The sequence below is a fragment of the Marinobacterium sp. xm-d-530 genome (assembly GCF_013283365.1).
Taxonomy (GTDB): domain Bacteria; phylum Pseudomonadota; class Gammaproteobacteria; order Pseudomonadales; family Balneatricaceae; genus Marinobacterium_E.
Window position 1 is genome coordinate 219,776 of sequence record NZ_WBYM01000003.1, and the last position, 16,623, is coordinate 236,398.

General features: G+C 50.2%; 22 protein-coding genes. 4 read left to right on the plus strand and 18 right to left on the minus strand.

The window, feature by feature from the left end:
- Nucleotides 1-76 precede the first annotated feature (76 nt).
- The 10 genes from XMD530_RS06400 to ftsY all read right to left on the minus strand — a co-directional run bounded on the left by XMD530_RS06400 (nt 77) and on the right by ftsY (nt 6,217).
- Nucleotides 77-262, minus strand: a complete 186-nt coding sequence (locus XMD530_RS06400) for a CPXCG motif-containing cysteine-rich protein (protein WP_173481895.1) — start codon at nt 260-262, stop codon at nt 77-79.
- 65 nt (nt 263-327) lie between these two features.
- On the minus strand, nt 328-615 hold the full coding sequence (locus XMD530_RS06405) for a hypothetical protein (protein ID WP_173482618.1): 288 nt from the start codon (nt 613-615) through the stop codon (nt 328-330).
- Between the two features lie 38 nt (nt 616-653).
- Nucleotides 654-902 carry an RNA-binding protein gene (locus XMD530_RS06410; protein WP_173481893.1) on the minus strand — a complete coding sequence of 83 codons (249 nt, stop codon included), beginning with the start codon at nt 900-902 and terminating at the stop codon, nt 654-656.
- 16 nt (nt 903-918) lie between these two features.
- Entirely contained in the window at nt 919-1,134 is a 216-nt protein-coding gene (locus XMD530_RS06415; protein ID WP_173481892.1) for a VF530 family DNA-binding protein, read from the minus strand.
- Between the two features lies 1 nt (nt 1,135).
- A complete protein-coding gene (gene trmB / locus XMD530_RS06420) occupies nt 1,136-1,834 on the minus strand; it encodes a tRNA (guanosine(46)-N7)-methyltransferase TrmB (RefSeq protein ID WP_173482619.1) in 699 nt (232 codons plus the stop codon).
- Nucleotides 1,831-2,217: a DUF423 domain-containing protein gene (locus XMD530_RS06425; protein ID WP_254446144.1), complete on the minus strand. Its 387-nt coding sequence runs from the start codon at nt 2,215-2,217 to the stop codon at nt 1,831-1,833. Before XMD530_RS06425 ends, trmB begins: the two co-directional genes overlap by 4 nt.
- 70 nt (nt 2,218-2,287) lie before the next feature.
- On the minus strand, nt 2,288-3,148 hold the full coding sequence (gene rpoH, locus XMD530_RS06430; RefSeq protein WP_173482621.1) for an RNA polymerase sigma factor RpoH: 861 nt from the start codon (nt 3,146-3,148) through the stop codon (nt 2,288-2,290).
- A 171-nt stretch (nt 3,149-3,319) separates the two neighbouring features.
- Complete coding sequence (gene ftsX, locus XMD530_RS06435; protein WP_173482622.1) at nt 3,320-4,297, minus strand: permease-like cell division protein FtsX; 978 nt, start codon at nt 4,295-4,297, stop codon at nt 3,320-3,322.
- Nucleotides 4,287-4,952 (minus strand): cell division ATP-binding protein FtsE, encoded by a 666-nt coding sequence (gene ftsE, locus XMD530_RS06440; protein WP_173481887.1) that lies wholly within the window; start codon nt 4,950-4,952, stop codon nt 4,287-4,289. The genes ftsX and ftsE overlap by 11 nt, the downstream gene beginning before the upstream one ends.
- Before the next feature lie 5 nt (nt 4,953-4,957).
- On the minus strand, nt 4,958-6,217 hold the full coding sequence (gene ftsY, locus XMD530_RS06445) for a signal recognition particle-docking protein FtsY (RefSeq protein ID WP_371731743.1): 1,260 nt from the start codon (nt 6,215-6,217) through the stop codon (nt 4,958-4,960).
- A 247-nt stretch (nt 6,218-6,464) separates the two neighbouring features.
- Between ftsY and rsmD the strand changes: the two genes are divergently transcribed.
- The 3 genes from rsmD to XMD530_RS06460 all read left to right on the plus strand — a co-directional run bounded on the left by rsmD (nt 6,465) and on the right by XMD530_RS06460 (nt 7,958).
- Nucleotides 6,465-7,076, plus strand: a complete 612-nt coding sequence (gene rsmD, locus XMD530_RS06450; protein WP_173481886.1) for a 16S rRNA (guanine(966)-N(2))-methyltransferase RsmD — start codon at nt 6,465-6,467, stop codon at nt 7,074-7,076.
- 124 nt (nt 7,077-7,200) lie between these two features.
- Complete coding sequence (coaD, locus tag XMD530_RS06455) at nt 7,201-7,680, plus strand: pantetheine-phosphate adenylyltransferase (protein WP_173481885.1); 480 nt, start codon at nt 7,201-7,203, stop codon at nt 7,678-7,680.
- Between the two features lie 32 nt (nt 7,681-7,712).
- Nucleotides 7,713-7,958: a YfhL family 4Fe-4S dicluster ferredoxin gene (locus tag XMD530_RS06460; protein ID WP_173481884.1), complete on the plus strand. Its 246-nt coding sequence runs from the start codon at nt 7,713-7,715 to the stop codon at nt 7,956-7,958.
- A 58-nt stretch (nt 7,959-8,016) separates the two neighbouring features.
- Here XMD530_RS06460 and XMD530_RS06465 read toward each other — a convergent pair whose 3' ends face one another.
- Genes XMD530_RS06465 through XMD530_RS06475 form a run of 3 tightly spaced genes read right to left on the minus strand, consistent with a single transcriptional unit; the run spans nt 8,017 to nt 11,512 of the window.
- A complete protein-coding gene (locus XMD530_RS06465; RefSeq protein WP_254442848.1) occupies nt 8,017-8,553 on the minus strand; it encodes a DUF501 domain-containing protein in 537 nt (178 codons plus the stop codon).
- Nucleotides 8,528-10,603 carry an ATP-dependent DNA helicase RecG gene (gene recG, locus XMD530_RS06470; protein ID WP_173481883.1) on the minus strand — a complete coding sequence of 692 codons (2,076 nt, stop codon included), beginning with the start codon at nt 10,601-10,603 and terminating at the stop codon, nt 8,528-8,530. The genes XMD530_RS06465 and recG overlap by 26 nt, the downstream gene beginning before the upstream one ends.
- A 6-nt stretch (nt 10,604-10,609) precedes the next feature.
- A complete protein-coding gene (locus tag XMD530_RS06475; RefSeq protein WP_173481882.1) occupies nt 10,610-11,512 on the minus strand; it encodes a hydrogen peroxide-inducible genes activator in 903 nt (300 codons plus the stop codon).
- 46 nt (nt 11,513-11,558) lie between these two features.
- Between XMD530_RS06475 and XMD530_RS06480 the strand changes: the two genes are divergently transcribed.
- Nucleotides 11,559-12,413 (plus strand): NAD-dependent epimerase/dehydratase family protein, encoded by an 855-nt coding sequence (locus XMD530_RS06480; RefSeq protein ID WP_173482625.1) that lies wholly within the window; start codon nt 11,559-11,561, stop codon nt 12,411-12,413.
- 6 nt (nt 12,414-12,419) lie between these two features.
- Here XMD530_RS06480 and hemB read toward each other — a convergent pair whose 3' ends face one another.
- From hemB to rpmG, 5 genes are all read right to left on the minus strand, one after another.
- On the minus strand, nt 12,420-13,436 hold the full coding sequence (gene hemB, locus XMD530_RS06485) for a porphobilinogen synthase (protein WP_371731467.1): 1,017 nt from the start codon (nt 13,434-13,436) through the stop codon (nt 12,420-12,422).
- A gap of 346 nt (nt 13,437-13,782) precedes the next feature.
- Nucleotides 13,783-14,667, minus strand: coding sequence for an alpha/beta hydrolase (locus XMD530_RS06490; RefSeq protein WP_173481879.1), 885 nt, complete (start codon nt 14,665-14,667; stop codon nt 13,783-13,785).
- Complete coding sequence (gene mutM / locus XMD530_RS06495) at nt 14,667-15,479, minus strand: bifunctional DNA-formamidopyrimidine glycosylase/DNA-(apurinic or apyrimidinic site) lyase (protein ID WP_173481878.1); 813 nt, start codon at nt 15,477-15,479, stop codon at nt 14,667-14,669. The genes XMD530_RS06490 and mutM overlap by 1 nt, the downstream gene beginning before the upstream one ends.
- A complete protein-coding gene (locus tag XMD530_RS06500; protein ID WP_173481877.1) occupies nt 15,480-16,358 on the minus strand; it encodes a DMT family transporter in 879 nt (292 codons plus the stop codon).
- An 88-nt stretch (nt 16,359-16,446) separates the two neighbouring features.
- A complete protein-coding gene (gene rpmG, locus XMD530_RS06505) occupies nt 16,447-16,614 on the minus strand; it encodes a 50S ribosomal protein L33 (protein WP_027854336.1) in 168 nt (55 codons plus the stop codon).
- Nucleotides 16,615-16,623 lie beyond the last annotated feature (9 nt).

The following is a 16,623-nucleotide window of genomic DNA, read 5'->3' on the forward strand; positions in this document are numbered from 1 at the left end:
TAAGGCTCCAACCCAGTGTTGGAGCTCTGTCGGCGCACTGTTGGAGCGGTCTTACAAAGGCCGCGAATAAGACTGATCAGAAATCATCTTCTGAGTGCGGTGTAATGTAATAATCGCCATACCCATCCACTGAGACAGAAAAGTGGATGGGGTGGCAACAGACCGTACAATCACAGACAAACATCTCAGCCTCATCGGGCTCGTAGACAATCTCGATCATCTCCCAACAATAGGGACACTGTACATTTTGACTGGGCAGCATGGGCGATCTCAGCTTAAAGAGTTAACTTCTATAAGTGAGCTTTAACCCGTTGGATCACCCAATGACTACTCGGAATCTTTACTGCGCTTTTTCGCAAAGCTGGCAGAGACGTAGTAGATCAGCAGCAGAAAGGCGCCAATACCGTACTGAAGCAGGGACACATCAAAGCGTGGCGGACCGCCGTTAGCAATGGCGTAACCCCCAGCAATTGAGGCCAGCATCCAAGCTAATGGTAGCGAGAAGAGCTCTTTTTGCGGCGAGCTCTTTTTCTTAAACAGCAGATTACCAATTAACCATACCAACACCCACACACCAATTAACGAAGAGAGTATTGAGAGGAGTATTGCTGTCATATCGGCTCCTTAATTAAGTTGAGAAGTGACTCGAGCGATCAGTCCGCTCTCTCTTCCGCTTTTTTTACACGAATCATATTACGGCCAACCAGTGTGTGGTTTAGATTTTTAACCGCCGCTTTCGCTTCACCTGGCTTAGGCATTTCAACAAACCCAAAGCCCTTCGATGAGCCCGTTTTCTCGTCCATCACCAAGGTGCAGTACTGAACGCTACCGTAACCTTCAAAGAGCTCTTTAATCTCAGCTTCTGTGGTTGAACGATCCAAATTACGGACTAACAATTTCATAATTAACTCTCTCTATTCAGCAGAAGGTATCAATGTAGAGCTGCTCTACCTTATCGCGAGCCCACTGCTGTTTGCGTAAAAATTTTAGGGATGACTTAACGGATGGATCGATCTGAAAGCAGTTAATATCGATCCGCTCGCCCAACTCATCCCAGCCGTAATGATCCACAAGACGCTCGACAACATCAGCCAACTTAACGCCGTGCAGTGGATTATTCGGTTGATTGTCCATCTTAGTTGACGCGCTCGAACATCAGATCCCAAACACCGTGACCTAGCTTTTCACCCCGTTTTTGGAACTTAGTCACAGGGCGGAAGTCTGGCTGTGGCGAAAACTGACCTTCGCCCATCTGGTTTTGATAGCCCTCTGCCGCACTCATCACTTCCATCATATGCTCTGAGTAGGGCTCCCAGTCAGTCGCCATATGGAAGACACCGCCAATCGCCAGCTTTTGACGAATGGTTTGAGCAAATTCAGGTTGTACAATGCGGCGTTTATTGTGCTTCTTCTTATGCCAAGGGTCTGGGAAGAAGAGCTGCACACCCGCCAAAGAGCCATCCGGTATGCACTGTGCCAGTACCTCGATCGCATCTTCACAATAGACGCGAATATTGTCGACCCCTTCGGCACGTGCATCAGCTAACAAACGACCAACACCGGGAGGATGCACTTCGATTCCAATAAAGCCCTTCTCAGGTGAGCGGCGCGCCATCTCTACCAGCGACGCGCCCATACCAAAACCGATCTCTAGAGTGACGGGGCGATCATCGCCAAACAGAGTTTTAAAGTCGACCATGCCATCTTCAAGTTCTAGCCCATACAGAGGCCAGTTCTCTTTCATTGCACGCTCTTGCCCTTCTGTCATGCGTCCAGCGCGTACGACAAAACTTCTAATCGTACGGTGTGGGCGCTGCTGTTCTGTGTCACTCATTGTTCTATCCGTAAGGTTCGTAACGACCAGGCAAACAGTGCCCAGCCAATAATCATTAATATACCACCGATGGGGGTGATCGCTCCTAACCAACCAGTATCAGTTGCGATTAGCAGATAGAGGCTGCCACTGAAGATCAACGTCCCTGCCAACAGCGAATACCCAGCAAGGCGCCAGCTTTTACTATTGAGTTTAAAACCGGTAATACCGACCACCATCAAACCTAGAGCCTGCCAAAACTGGTAATCCACAGCGGTGCTGAAGGTTTCAAAGCGAGCAGCTGACAGGGTGCTTTTCAGTAAATGGGCACCAAAAGCGCCAAAAATCACCGAAAACATCGCTAAAAGCGCACCAATCATCAAAAAACGTTTCGCGTGCATCATCACCTCATTTGGGCCGCAAGCATACACAAAAAAAGCCGCTAATGCGGCTTTTTCACAACACTTTCATCCGTTAGATAACGACTAAAGCGTTTTTAATTTTCTTCATCGCGTTCTTTTCAAGCTGACGGATACGCTCTGCAGAGACCTCATACTTAGCGGCCAACTCGTGCAGCGTTGCTTTTTCATCAAGCAACCAACGCTGTGCCAAGATATCTCGACTGCGCTCGTCCAACTGGCCCATCGCTGCGGCTAACTGGCGGTTAGAATTATCTTCCCAATCCTGCTCTTCAAGTAGCTCGGCTGGATCGGCAGACTTGTCTTCCAAGAACAGTGCCGGTGCAACAGGCGCACTCTCTTCAGAATCATCAGCAGCAGGCGCATCAAAGGCCATGTCAGTGGCGGCCATGCGACCCTCCATCTGACGCACTACTGCAGCATCAACGCCTAGATCTTCTGCGATCGCTTCAACTTCATCATTGTTCATCCAACCTAGGCTCTTCTTCTGTGAGCGTAGGTTAAAGAACAGCTTACGCTGAGCTTTGGTCGTCGCAACTTTAACAATACGCCAGTTGCGAAGAATGAATTCGTGCATTTCGGCTTTGATCCAGTGAACGGCAAAGCTCACTAGACGAACACCAACGGTTGGATCAAAACGCTTAACCGCTTTCATCAAACCAACGTTACCCTCTTGGATCAAATCACCGAGAGGAAGGCCGTAGCCTTTGTAGCTGCGCGCAATGTGCACAACAAAGCGCAGATGTGACATAACCAACTGGCGAGCCGCATCAAGGTCTTGCTCAAAATGCAGACGCTCGGCAAGCTCCCGTTCTTCCTCTGGAGTGAGGATAGGGATAGTGCTGACATTCTGAACGTAAGCGTCAAGATCGCGCCCCGGAGTCAGATGTTCAACTAATTGCAAGCTAGTGCCCATTTCTCTTTAAACCTCAAAAACTTTCGTTTTTTACACTGTTTTAAATCGTTTTAACTGTCTAGTTAGACCCAGTTTTGACAAAAAAGTTCATTAGGAATTACTAATATTTACCAACACTGGACCCAAAAAGATACCAGAGTGACAGATAAACGCAAATCCGGCTAAATCCGATCAATCAGAGCCTTGATTTAACTGCCCCATCTGTCTGGATACAGCAATGAATGCCCCTATCCATCCTAGTATAGTCCCGCCCACTAACAGCGCCATGATTAATGACAAATCAGGTCCCTGAAGATCAAAACGACCAATATAGAGCTCTGTTAACTCAGCCAATGGCGCTTCGACAAGTGCCAGTGAGAAGTAAACCAATACTAGGCTCAACAGTGCACCAAAGTGTCCGTACAGCAGTCCTGCATAGAGGAATGGGCGTCTCACCCAAGCAGCGGTAGCGCCTATCAACAAACTGACCTCAATCTCCTCTTGGCGACTGCTGATCATGGTACGAATGGTGTTAGCGATCACCAGAAGCACGGTCATACCCAATAACAGCGCCAGCACAAAACTGATGCTGGAGAATGAGCCTAAAATCACTTCGAGACGCTCTAACCACTCTACGTCTAACTCGGCGACATCCACCTCTGGCAAGGCTGCCATGCTTTCACGCAGTGCTTTCATGGTCGCAGGATCTTGATCACGCGGCGTCGCGAGCACAACCGCTGGGAGTGGATTCTCATCCAATAGGTTGATCAGCTCACCCAGTTCAGAGTGGCTTTTAAACTCGCTGGCACCTACATCGCTACTGATCAATTCAACCGAAAGTAGATCATCACGCAGCAGGAGTGAACGGCTGAATCGATCTAACTCGTCGGCTTTGAGTTCTGGGCTTAAATAGAGTGCAAGCTGAGGCTCAAAGTCAGTACCCGGTGTCAGCTGTTTCAAATTACCCAACAGCGAATACATAAAGGTTGGCACAGCGAGTACAACCGCCAATAGCAGCAGTGTCACCAGCGTCGACAGTCGATTATGTAGAAGACGCTTAACGGCATCGGCACTCTCTAGACGGTGCTGTACCGCCCAGTGTTTAACGCGTTGCCAACGGCTGACGCTGATATCAGAGGCGCCGCGTGATCGAGTCTCACTACTGGACATGACGCAGTCGCCCCTTATCTAAAATCAGCACTCTATGACGCATTCGCTTGATCAACGCCACATCATGGGTCGCGATCAAGACGGTCGTTCCAATGCGGTTGAACTGCTCGAATAGACTCATGATGTCGAGAGAGAGTCTAGGGTCGAGGTTACCGGTCGGCTCGTCGGCAATCAGCACCCTAGGCTTATGAACAATGGCACGCGCAATACCGATACGCTGCTGCTCGCCACTCGATAACGCCTGTGGGAGCTTCTGCTCTGACTCCAACAGTCCTACTCGATCGAGTGCCGCGCGTACGCGACGACCAATATCCTCTTCGTTATAGCCTGCGATACGCAGTGGAAGTGCAATGTTCTGGTAAACAGTGCGATCTTCTAACAGACGATGATTCTGGTAGACCACACCCAGGGTTCGGCGATATTGCGGAATCTCGCTGCGAGACAATTCAGATAGATTTTGATCACCGACCCACACATCACCACGGCTAGGTTGCTCAACGCGCGTCAGCAGTTTTAACAGGGTACTCTTCCCTGCTCCCGAGTGGCCTGTCAAAAAGGCCATCTCGCCCGACTCCAATGTAAAGTCGACAGACCTTAGGGCCTCTTGACCAGAGTCATAGCGCTTACTGACGTTAGTGAATTGAATAGCCGCCATAGGAGTTAGTCGAACAACGCCTCAACAAAAGCTTTCGCTTCAAAAGGACGTAGGTCATCAGCTTGCTCACCGACACCGATGAATCGAATAGGCAGACCAAACTGTTTGGCGATGGCAAAGATAATACCGCCCTTCGCTGTGCCATCGAGTTTCGTTAGGGTAATGCCCGTCACGCCCACCGCCTCTTTGAACTCTTTAGCCTGGCTGATGGCGTTCTGACCCGTACCCGCGTCGAGTACCAACATCACTTCATGTGGCGCCGAAGGATCTAACTTCTGCATCACACGAACAACCTTCTGTAACTCTTGCATCAGGTTATCTTTGTTCTGCAAACGACCCGCTGTATCTGCAATCAATACATCAACGTTTTTCGCTTTAGCTGACTCAAGCGCATCAAATAGAACAGAGGCTGAGTCTGCACCGGTATGTTGAGCAACCACTGGGACGTTATTTCGCTCACCCCAAACCTGAAGCTGTTCAACCGCCGCGGCACGGAAGGTATCACCCGCCGCTAACATCACCGACTTACCTTCACCCTGATACTTCTTGGCCAGTTTACCGATGGTCGTTGTTTTACCGACACCGTTAACACCCACCATCAGAATCACCATTGGGGATTTGTCACTCTGTAATTCAAGCGGTTGATCAACGGGTTCTAATAGCTCGGCCAGCTCCTGTTTCAGAGCCGCCTGCAGAGCGTCGCCATCCGAGAGCTGTTTACGCTCTACACGATCGGTTAAACGTTCGATAATCTCTGTCGTTGCCTCAACGCCAATATCGGCCATCAGCAACAAGGTCTCGATCTCTTCCATAAGATCTTCATCGATCTCAGGGTTACCGGCGAAGAGGGTTGTAATCTGCTCAGTCAGGCCGGCTTTCGTGCGACTTAGACCGGATTTAACACGATCGAAGAAGCTTTTTGTTGGCTCTGGCTCTGGCTCTGGCTCTGGCTCTGGCTCTGGCTCTGGCTCTGGCTCTGGCTCTGGCTCTGGCTCTGGCTCTGGCTCTGGCTCTGGCTCTGGCTCTGCAGGAGTCTGTTCAACCTCCACTTCGGTCTCAACAGCTTCTGGCTCAACCGTCTCTTCTGCAGCTGCTGGCTCAACTACCTCTTCGACTGCGTCTTCAGCAACAGGCGGCTCTTCAACGGGCGCTTCGTCAACCGATGGTGTTTCAACTGGGGCCTCTGTAACGCTCTCTTCAACGCTTTTTTCTGAAGCAGAATCCTGAATAGCCTCAGTTTTATCCCCTTTCAGATAACGCATCATCACAATCAAAATGACGACGGCAAAAGCGGCCGCAACGTAAGGGATAATGGCTGGATCATAGCCGTTATCAAGCATCCAGTTGTAGAGAGATTCCATAGTCTAAACAGTCCTAATCAGAGGGAACTAAACAGTCAAAATATAAGTCCAGAATTCTACCACATCAGACGCTGTGAAAGCCTATCTATTAGCCTAAGCTGAGGTTAAAATTTCTGTTTACCTAAAACTGCTTTGGCAGAGACCTTTTTCAATGAGCCCTAGACGCAACAGAAACAGCAAACCCGCCCCTCATAATCGAGCAAATGACTCGTTCGTTCGCATCATCGGCGGAGATTGGCGCTCACGAAAACTGAGCTTTCCAGAGAGTGAAGGACTTCGCCCAACACCGGATCGGGTTCGAGAAACGCTATTCAACTGGTTACAAGCTTACACACCAGCAGCCAAATGCCTGGATCTGTTTAGCGGCAGCGGTGCGCTGGCGTTTGAAGCGCTGTCGCGCGGTGCAGCTCACGCCACACTGATTGATGCATCGCGCTTGGTCTGCAATTCACTTAAACACAATCTGCAAGAGCTGAAGGCACAAAACGCTGAAGTGCTCGAAACAGACGCTACTCAATGGCTCCTGCAGCAAGCGAGCCGTGAATTTCGATACGACCTGGTCTTCTTAGACCCCCCCTTCAACAAAGACTTAGTTTCAGGCATCTGTCAGCTACTTGAGGAAAATCAAGTTCTTGCAGATGGATCGATGATATATATAGAGACTGAGAGATCGCTAAGTACCCTATTAGTTCCAGATAACTGGCAACTGTATCGCGACAAACAGGCAGGTGACGTCAGCTACCGCTTGTATAAAAGAAATTAATTTTAGTTATAGATAAATAATTTAATATATCTATTAATTATTAAAAGTTTCTCCTATAATTTGTCGCCTTGACGCAATTCCGTTACCATCCGCGGGAATATTACCGCTATTAGGAGTAGCTGGGATGAAAAGGGTAGCTTACCCAGGAACGTTTGATCCTATTACGAACGGCCATGTAGATTTGGTGGAGAGAGCCTCCAAACTGTTTGGTCAGATTGTAGTAGCTGTGGCAGAGAGCCCAAAAAAACGTCCCCTGCTGGATTTGGATGTTCGAGTAGAACTTGCACGCGAATCCTTGGCACACCTCGACAACGTAGAAGTGGTTGGCTTTAACAGCCTACTGATCGATCTTTTGAAAGATCATCAATGCGACGTCATTTTACGAGGTTTGCGAGCGGTTTCAGATTTTGAATATGAGTTTCAGCTTGCCAATATGAACCGAAAGTTGGCTCCACAAGCTGAGAGCCTGTTTTTAACACCGGCTGAACACTTGTCGTACATCTCATCGACGCTGATTCGCGAAATCGCGTCATTAGGTGGAGACGTGACAGAGTTTGTTCATCCGGCTGTCGATGCGGCATTGAAACGACATTTTTCTAACTAGTTTAGATTTGAGCCTAGAGTGAGGTAGACACGATGGCACTAATGATTACCGACGAATGCATCAACTGTGATGTGTGTGAACCAGAATGTCCTAACGAGGCGATCAGCCCAGGGGATGAGATCTACGAGATCGAGCCAAGTAAATGTACTGAGTGTGTAGGCCACTACGACACGCCACAGTGTGTTGAGGTTTGTCCGGTTGACTGTATTCCAAAAGATCCTGATCACGTTGAAACTGAAGAGCAACTGATGATCAAGTACGAGAAGCTGGTTGGCTAATCGAACTCAAAGACAAAAAAACGCGACCTTGGGTCGCGTTTTTTTGTGCCTGATTGACCTAAAACTCCGGCGCCAGCTCGTTCATCTGAAACTCTTGATCAAGACGCTGGCCAACCACATTGGGCTCCACCAAGTGGTAGGCGTAGTTCATGTGCAGACAACGAACTTTGTCCCAGTTAGCAATACCGCCAATGCCTACCTCGTTGAACATCTTAGTGAACCCAAGAGTTTCGATTCGCTGTCTGTCCTCCGGACGCATCAGTTCCCAGCGGCGCTCCATGTAGTGTTTCTGCTGCGCCATGTAGGTATCACGAAGCTCTGCATCCTCTTGCAGCTCCTCCTCAAAACGCTTAATCCAGCCCGTCATCTCGACACGACTGATCTCAACACTTAAATCCTTACTGCTCAGCCAATAGAGGGTTGGGAAAGGCTTATCATCGATCAGGCTTCGCATCTGTAACACCAATGGCACACCACTAGGGGTTTGTGCCGCTATCGCCTCGATACCGCGAGGCTCGCGACCGATCTGCTGGCGTACTATTTGAAGCTGTCTCTCTGTTGGTTGCATCTTAAACCTGTGCGTATTGATCAGCATTGAGGATCCATCGATCACACAGCTGACGGGTTAATTCTGTTGATGTCTCTATGCGCTCTGCTGTCTGCTGGACACTGTCGAGCATGTCAGCGTCACGTTGCAGATCGGCGATTCTGAAACTCATCATGCCTGTCTGGCGGGTGCCTAACACCTCACCCGGGCCTCGCAACTCAAGATCACGCTCTGCAATACGGAAACCGTCACTGGTCTCACGCATGATTGCCAAACGGTCGCGACCCTGCTGCGAAAGAGGCGCATGATACATCAAAACACAAAAACTCTCTCGCGACCCTCGACCTACACGGCCGCGTAACTGATGCAACTGTGATAATCCCAGTCGTTCGGGGTTCTCGATGATCATTAAACTCGAATTCGGAACGTCTACGCCGACCTCAATCACCGTCGTAGCCACCAAAAGATCCAACTCATGCGCTTTGAATTGCGCCATCACATCCGCTTTTTCGGCCGGTTTCAGACGACCATGCACCAGACCAATTCTAAGATCGGGCAGAGCCTCGCGCAGCTCTTCGGCAGTCGTTTCGGCTGCCTGACACTGCAGCGCTTCGGACTCCTCTACCAGCGTACAGACCCAATAGGCCTGCAGGCCCTGTTTGCAGTTCTGTTCAACGCGCTCAACCACTCGATCGCGACGACTGTCATCAATCACGACCGTTTGCACTGGCGTTCGGCCCGGTGGTAGCTCATCGATGATGGAGCAGTCCAGGTCAGCGTAAGCACTCATTGCTAGTGTACGAGGGATGGGGGTAGCGGTCATTATGAGCTGATGAGGTATTTTACCGTCATTTCGCCCCTTTTCACGCAAACTTAGCCTCTGATCGACGCCAAATCGATGCTGCTCATCAATCACAACCATCGCCAGATCATGGAAGGCGACCTCATCTTGAAACAGGGCGTGGGTTCCGACAACCACCTGAGCCTCACCACCACTGATCTCAGCTAATGCCGCTTCCCGTGCTTTACCTTTTACCTTACCCGCCAACCACGAGACCTTAATCCCAAGCGGCTCCAGCCAACTTTTAAAGTTGATTAGATGCTGTTCGGCCAGAATTTCTGTCGGAGCCATAACCGCCGCTTGTTTGCCGTTTTCAACCGCTTGTAACGCGGCCAATACAGCAATCATGGTCTTACCTGAGCCCACATCACCCTGCACCAACCGCAACATCGGCAAAGGGCGCCCCATATCACGGGCCACCTCTCGTGCCACACGAAGCTGAGCCTCTGTAAGTGAAAAAGGCAGCCGATCTAGAAACGGCAGCGTGAGTCGACCCGTCGATTTCAGCGCTGGCGCACCTTGCGTCTGCATCTGATGACGTACCACGCGAAGCGATAGGTTATGTGCCAATAACTCTTCGAAAGCTAAGCGTCTCTGCGCTGGATGCTGCCCTTCAAGTAGCGACTCCAAATCCACACCAACAGGAGGCTGGTGAAGAAAGCGCACGGCATCGGTTAGTGAGGGGTAATGGTTGCGCGCTAGCTCAGAGTCCGGCAGCAACTCATCTAAGGGTTCAGAACCCAAAGCGGAGAGTGCCTGCCCTACCAGGCTTCTAAGGCGCGGTTGAGTCAAACCTTCAGTCAATGGATAGATTGGGGTCAGCGTCTCTTCCAACTGATCAAAGCCATCGCCCTTCATCAGCTTGTACTCGGGATGAATCAGTTCTAAACCATTTGCACCAGGGCGCACCTCGCCAAAACAGCGAATATCCGCATTGATCAAGCCGCTCTTTTGCGCAGCGCTGAAGTGGAAAAAACGCAGAGTTAGGGTACCAGTGCCATCCTGAATACGGCAGACCAGGCTTCGGCGGCGCCCCATCACGATGTCACACGCGATTACACGCGCCTCAACCACCACCTCATCACCGGGGCGCATCGCTCCTATCGCAGTGATGCGCGTTCGATCTTGGTAGCGCAACGGCAAGTGAAACAGCAGATCCTGAAAGTTATGAATACCTAGCTTGCCAAGTTTGGACGCTAGCGCAGCGCCAACACCCTTTAGCTCAGTGACCTTTCGATGGGCTACCTGAGAAGACACGGCCAGTTAACTATCCAACGCTCGGCACTTAGCGATGGCATCAACCAACACATCAATCGCCTGTGGACGAGGGAAGCTGGCACGCCAAGCAACAGCAACCGATCGCATGGGTTTGGGATCATTGAACGGCACAATATCAACCAACGAATTGGAGGGGTGATTCGCTAAAGCCGACTCTGGTAACACGCTGGTTCCTAAGCCAGAGGCGACCATCATACGAATGGTCTCTAGTGAACTGCCTTCAGTGACTCTGTGTTGATCATGGAACGACTGATTCAAGCTTGGGCAGGCCTCCAGTACCTGATCCCTGAAACAGTGCCCCTCACCCAGCAGCAGCATATCCAGCTCGTTCAACTTCTGAGAGTCCACTGAGCCCGCTTTGCTCAGCTCATGCCCTTTTGGAGTAATTAAACTGAAGGTCTCATCATAAACCGCCCGAGTCAGCACATCGGGCTCATGGAAAGGCAACGCGATGATGATCGCATCCAACTCACCAGTGCGTATTTTGCTTCGAAGAACTTCGGTCAAATTCTCCTCGATGTAGAGAGGCATTTGCGGTGCAATCTGCTGAACTTCGGGAATTAGACGAGGGAAAAGGTAGGGACCGATGGTGTAAATTGCACCCACACGTAACGGGGTAGCCAGCTGATCTTTACCTTCACGGGAGAGCTCTTTAATCGCTTCAGCCTGCTCTAATACGCGCTGTGCTTGACGCACTACTTTGTCACCTATGGGCGTCACGCGTACGGCGTTTTTACTGCGTTCAAACAACGCGACACCGAGCTCATCTTCCAGCTTTTTAACGGCGATAGAGAGCGTCGGCTGACTGACAAAGCATTTTTCGGCGGCATGGCCGAAGTGCTGTTCACGAGCTAGCGTGACGATGTAGCGAAGTTCTGTAAGCGTCATTTTCGATCCTCTGGTAATCTTTAACGACTAAAGGGAGAACACTACCGTGTCGAAACGTTTTCTAATCATTGGCTGTGGTGACTTGGGCAATACCATTGCAACCAAGCTCATCAGTCAACAACATAAGGTCTATGGTCTTAGACGTAATATAGACCAGCTATCGGAAGGCGTACAACCAATAGCGTGCGACTTTTATGAAATTGAAAATCTCCCGCCCCTTCCAGAAGTCGATTACGTCATCTTCTCGGCCGCCGCAAAATCACGCGATATTGAGCACTACCGACAGATATACGTCGATGCCCCGGCTGCCATATTAAAAGCACTGCCAACTGCACCGATACGCTCTTTTGTGGTTAGCTCAACCGGCGTCTATGCTCAAAACCGTGGTGAGTGGATTGATGAATTCAGCGCTGCTGAACCTAACACGGCGCACTCCGTTCTACTTTTGGAAGGCGAATCACAGTTTAAACAGCGATCAGCTTGCACCCTGATCCGCAGCAGCGGCATATACGGCCCTGGCCGTACCCACCTTCTAAAACGCATCCTCAGTGGAACCATTGCGTTAGAGACGCCGACTCATTTTAGCAATCGTATACACAGTGACGACTTGGCCGATTTTGTTGTGCACTTAATTGGCAAAGCGATCGACCAACAACCACTGAAAGAACTCTATTTAGCCAGCGACGGTCACCCAGCACCGATTCATGAGATTACCAAGTGGCTTGCAGAGCAACTGGGCGTGGCAGCCCATCATCAGGAGCCGATACAGCGTGGCGGGAATAAACGCATCGCTAACAGAGCGATGAGGGAGAGTGGCTTTGTCTGTCGATACCAGGACTACAAAGCCGGATTTGCGCCTCTGCTGGATGATTTCAAATCGCAACAGAGGCAGATCACTTAACAGCGGTTAAGCCTTCGATTTAAGCAGGCGTGCCGCTTTAACGGCAAAGTAGGTCAAGATGCCATCGGCACCTGCTCGTTTGAATGCCAGCAGTGACTCCATCATCACCGACTCCTCATCCAACCAGCCATTTTGAAACGCCGCCATGTGCATCGCATATTCGCCGCTCACTTGGTAAGCATAGGTAGGCACACGTAGCTCAGTTTTCACACGGCGCACGATATCAAGATAGGGCATACCCGGTTTTACCATCACCATATCAGCACCCTCAGCTAGATCGAGAGCAACCTCGTGCAGGGCTTCATCGCTGTTAGCAGGGTCCATCTGGTAGCTGTATTTATTGCCTTTGCCAAGATTACCGGCAGAGCCTACTGCGTCACGGAAAGGACCGTAGTAAGCACTTGCATACTTGGCAGAGTAGGCAAGGATGCGAGTATTGACATGACCACCGGCCTCTAGCGCTTCACGGATCGCCTGAATACGGCCATCCATCATATCACTCGGGGCCACCACATCAGCGCCCGCTTCAGCGTGTGAGAGCGCCTGCTTCACCAATACATCAACAGTGATGTCATTGAGTACGTAACCCTCTTCATCGATGATGCCGTCCTGTCCATGGGTAGTAAATGGATCCAACGCAACGTCAGTAATCACACCCAGTTCTGGTAATTTTGCTTTGATCGCTCGCACGGCACGCTGTGCCAAACCCTCTGGATTGAATGCCTCTTCGGCCATTTCAGACTTAGCGGATGCAGGTGTGACTGGGAATAGAGCCACGGCAGGAATACCTAGTTCATAAGCTTCCTGACAGGCATCAACAAGCAGATCAATGCTGAGTCGCTCAACACCCGGCATAGAGGGGACCGTTTCACGCTCACCTTCGCCCTCAATCACAAACATTGGGTAGATCAGATCTTGGGCTGTCAGCTGGTTCTCACGCATCAAATCACGAGAGAAAGTGCTAGCACGCATACGACGCATGCGAGTGAGTGGAAAAATGCGTTGGCTAGGATCGAATGCCACGAGACACCTCATTAGTAGATGATTTTTAACAAGTATAACGCTCAAGATGGCGGCAAGACTAACCCGCCGACCAACAAATCGACACAAAAATGGCTTTGGTTATTTACATATAACTAAATAATATCTAAATAACCTCTTTTTAGCTGTTATGACTATATACAAACCCTATCTCAATCCCTAAAGTACGCACCACGGAATAACTGAGGTCATGGATTGACCCGGTGAGACCAAGGATTGGTTTCAATGGAAGTAAAGCAACACAGGGACATCGCAGGACGCGACTAGGTTGCAAGGAAAGTCTTCCAACAGGGCGTGCCATGGAGTGGCCGCCCTATTTTTTTGCCTGCTATTTGCCCAACAGCAATGCGATGCGATGCGCCAGATCCTCGGGATCATCCCAGGGCATCATATGCCCAGCCCCTTCAATGAACTCCAAATGCATCGGCTGCTTAATCCTATTAGCCACACGTAGCGCATACTCTTTGGATAACACCTCATCATGATCACCTTGCAGATTGATCAATGTAAATGGGAACACCGAATCAGCAATCCCAGCTTGATGGGTAAACAGTGAAGCAAGCGTTGCCAGAGGGTAGTCAAAGATAATCAATGGATCGTCATTGATGTAGGGCCCTGCGGGGTGATCACCCAGAAGCGACTCAAAATCGATAAAGCTCTTAAGTGGCAGGCGCATATTGGGAAACCACAGAGCGCTGAAGCGAGTCCAGCTCCAACCCAAGGCATACATCATATCGGGAGGCTCTTGCCCTAACAGCAGCGTGGTACAGAGCACCGATTGAATGCGCTGATCTAGCTCAGCCAACGCAACCGCCGTGACAGCCCCTATCGAGTAACCATAGACGGACCATGGACCGGTAAAGCGGGATTCAAGGGCATTCAGCACATGGGAAAGGTGATGCTGGAACTGTTCAACAGTATATCGACCGCGATTACCTGCAGAGTAGCCGTGTCCCGGAGGATCGACCGCAATCACATTAAAACCCTGCTGATTAAGGGCTACAGCTAATTCAGCATAGAGCTCGACATAGGTGCCGATCCCTGCGAGAAACAGAATATTGGGGGCGCTGTGCGAGACAGGGTAGATCTCGACATTAATGCTGGCATCCAATCGCCACACTTCACGATGTGTCAGCGCATCCGAAATACCCAACCCCTGACGACGAGCCTTCTGCTCTACCGTCTCAACGGGGAACGCCTGCCTAAAGCTCATTAACGCTGACACCTAGGACAAAATACCGTCGCCCGTTGACCCTGACGAATCTCTTTAAGCGTCGAGCCACAGGATTTACAGGCCTCACCGCCTCGACCGTAGACCGAGAGCTCTTGCGCAAAATAACCTGGCTTGCCGTCACTGGAGAGGAAATCCCTTAAGGTAGTACCACCGCGCGTGATGGCGTACTCAAGCACGCTCTTAATCTCGCCGACCAAACGCTCATAACGCTGTTTTGACACCTTACCCGCCGGCTTACGCGGATCGATACCCGCTCTAAAGAGAGACTCATTAGCATAAATGTTGCCAACACCGACGACGACTTCAGAGGTCATGATGAACTGCTTGATGGCTAGAGAGCGATTACGTGACGCCTTAAACAGATAATCCACGTTAAATGCATCGGACAGAGGCTCTGGGCCTAGCTTCTCCAATAACTTGTGCGTCTCACCTTTGGGTTGCCAGAGCACAGAACCGAAACGGCGAGGATCGGTTAGGCGCACCAACAAGCCATTTTCCATCACGAGATCCACATGATCATGTTTGGCCGGTTCTGTTCCTTTGGGAAGAACTCTCAAGCTACCTGACATACCCAAGTGCACCATGAGATCGCCCTCATCAAAACGTATCAGGATATATTTTCCTCGACGTTCGACGCTATTAACCTTTTTTTCAACGATGTTTTTAGGAATTTCACTAGGCACAGACCAACGCAAACGAGGCTCACGCACCACAAAATCGGCCACACGCTGCTGATCAATGTGCGGCTCTATGCCTCGTCGTGTTGTCTCTACTTCGGGTAACTCTGGCACTTAACTCACCTTAGCCGCACGTTGGGTTAAAAAGACACCTAGCACCGTCACAGCCACACCCACCAAGGTTAGCATCGACAGACGCTCATCAAACAGATACCAAGCTTCTAGCGCTGTTGCGGGCGGAACAAGATAGAAATAGCTGGCTACTTTGGCTGACTCACCTTCACGAATCATCAACATCAATAGCAAAATAGCAGAGAGCGACAGACCAAGCACCAACCAGGTCAACGCGCCAATTAACTCAATGTGCCAAACCACCTCTTGAGTCTCAAAAGCGAAGGTTAAAGCGCCCATGATAATCGCCGTCATCACGTATTGAATGAACGATCCAGTAAGAAGATCCGCCCCCCCACCAAAACGTTTCTGATAGAGGGTGCCAATAGAGATCGCAAAGAGTGCCACCAAGGCGGCCGTGATCGCTCCCGCCGTAAGGGTAATCTCCTCATCCGCCACACCTGACCAGAGCACTGTCACGACGCCGATCAAGCCAAGCCACAACCCAACCCAACCCATAGGGCTCAACTTCGACTTGAGCCATATCTGTGAGATAAAGGCGGTCAGTAGCGGCTGCAGACCGACAATAATCGCCGTTACACCGGCCGGCATATCCAACTTGATGGCTGCAAATACGCCACCCAAATAGCCTGCATGAATCAACGATCCCGTAACCAACTGATGTTTAGCGACATCCCAGCTCGGCCAACGTCCACGGAAGATCTGAATCAATAAAAAGAAGACCGCCAACGTGAACAGCATACGGATAAATAGGTAGTTAAACGGTTCAATATAGGGCAAACCGTATCGAGCACCGATAAAGCCGGTGCTCCAAAGCAGAACAAATGCAAAAGGTACAACACTCATCCATGACTTAGTCATGCGAACATCCTTAAATGGGTAAACGCTGGGCAAAAAAATACCCGCATCAGTGTAACCGAATGCGGGTATCTTTGGGATGCTGTATCAATTACTTGATCTTAGCTTCCTTGTAGATAACGTGCTTACGAACAACCGGATCGTATTTCTTGAATTCGAATTTGTCCGGAGTGTTACGCTTGTTCTTATCTGTAGTGTAGAAGTGACCAGTACCTGCAGAAGAGACTAGTCGGATCTTTTCGCGTGCGCCTTTAGCCATGACTTAGCT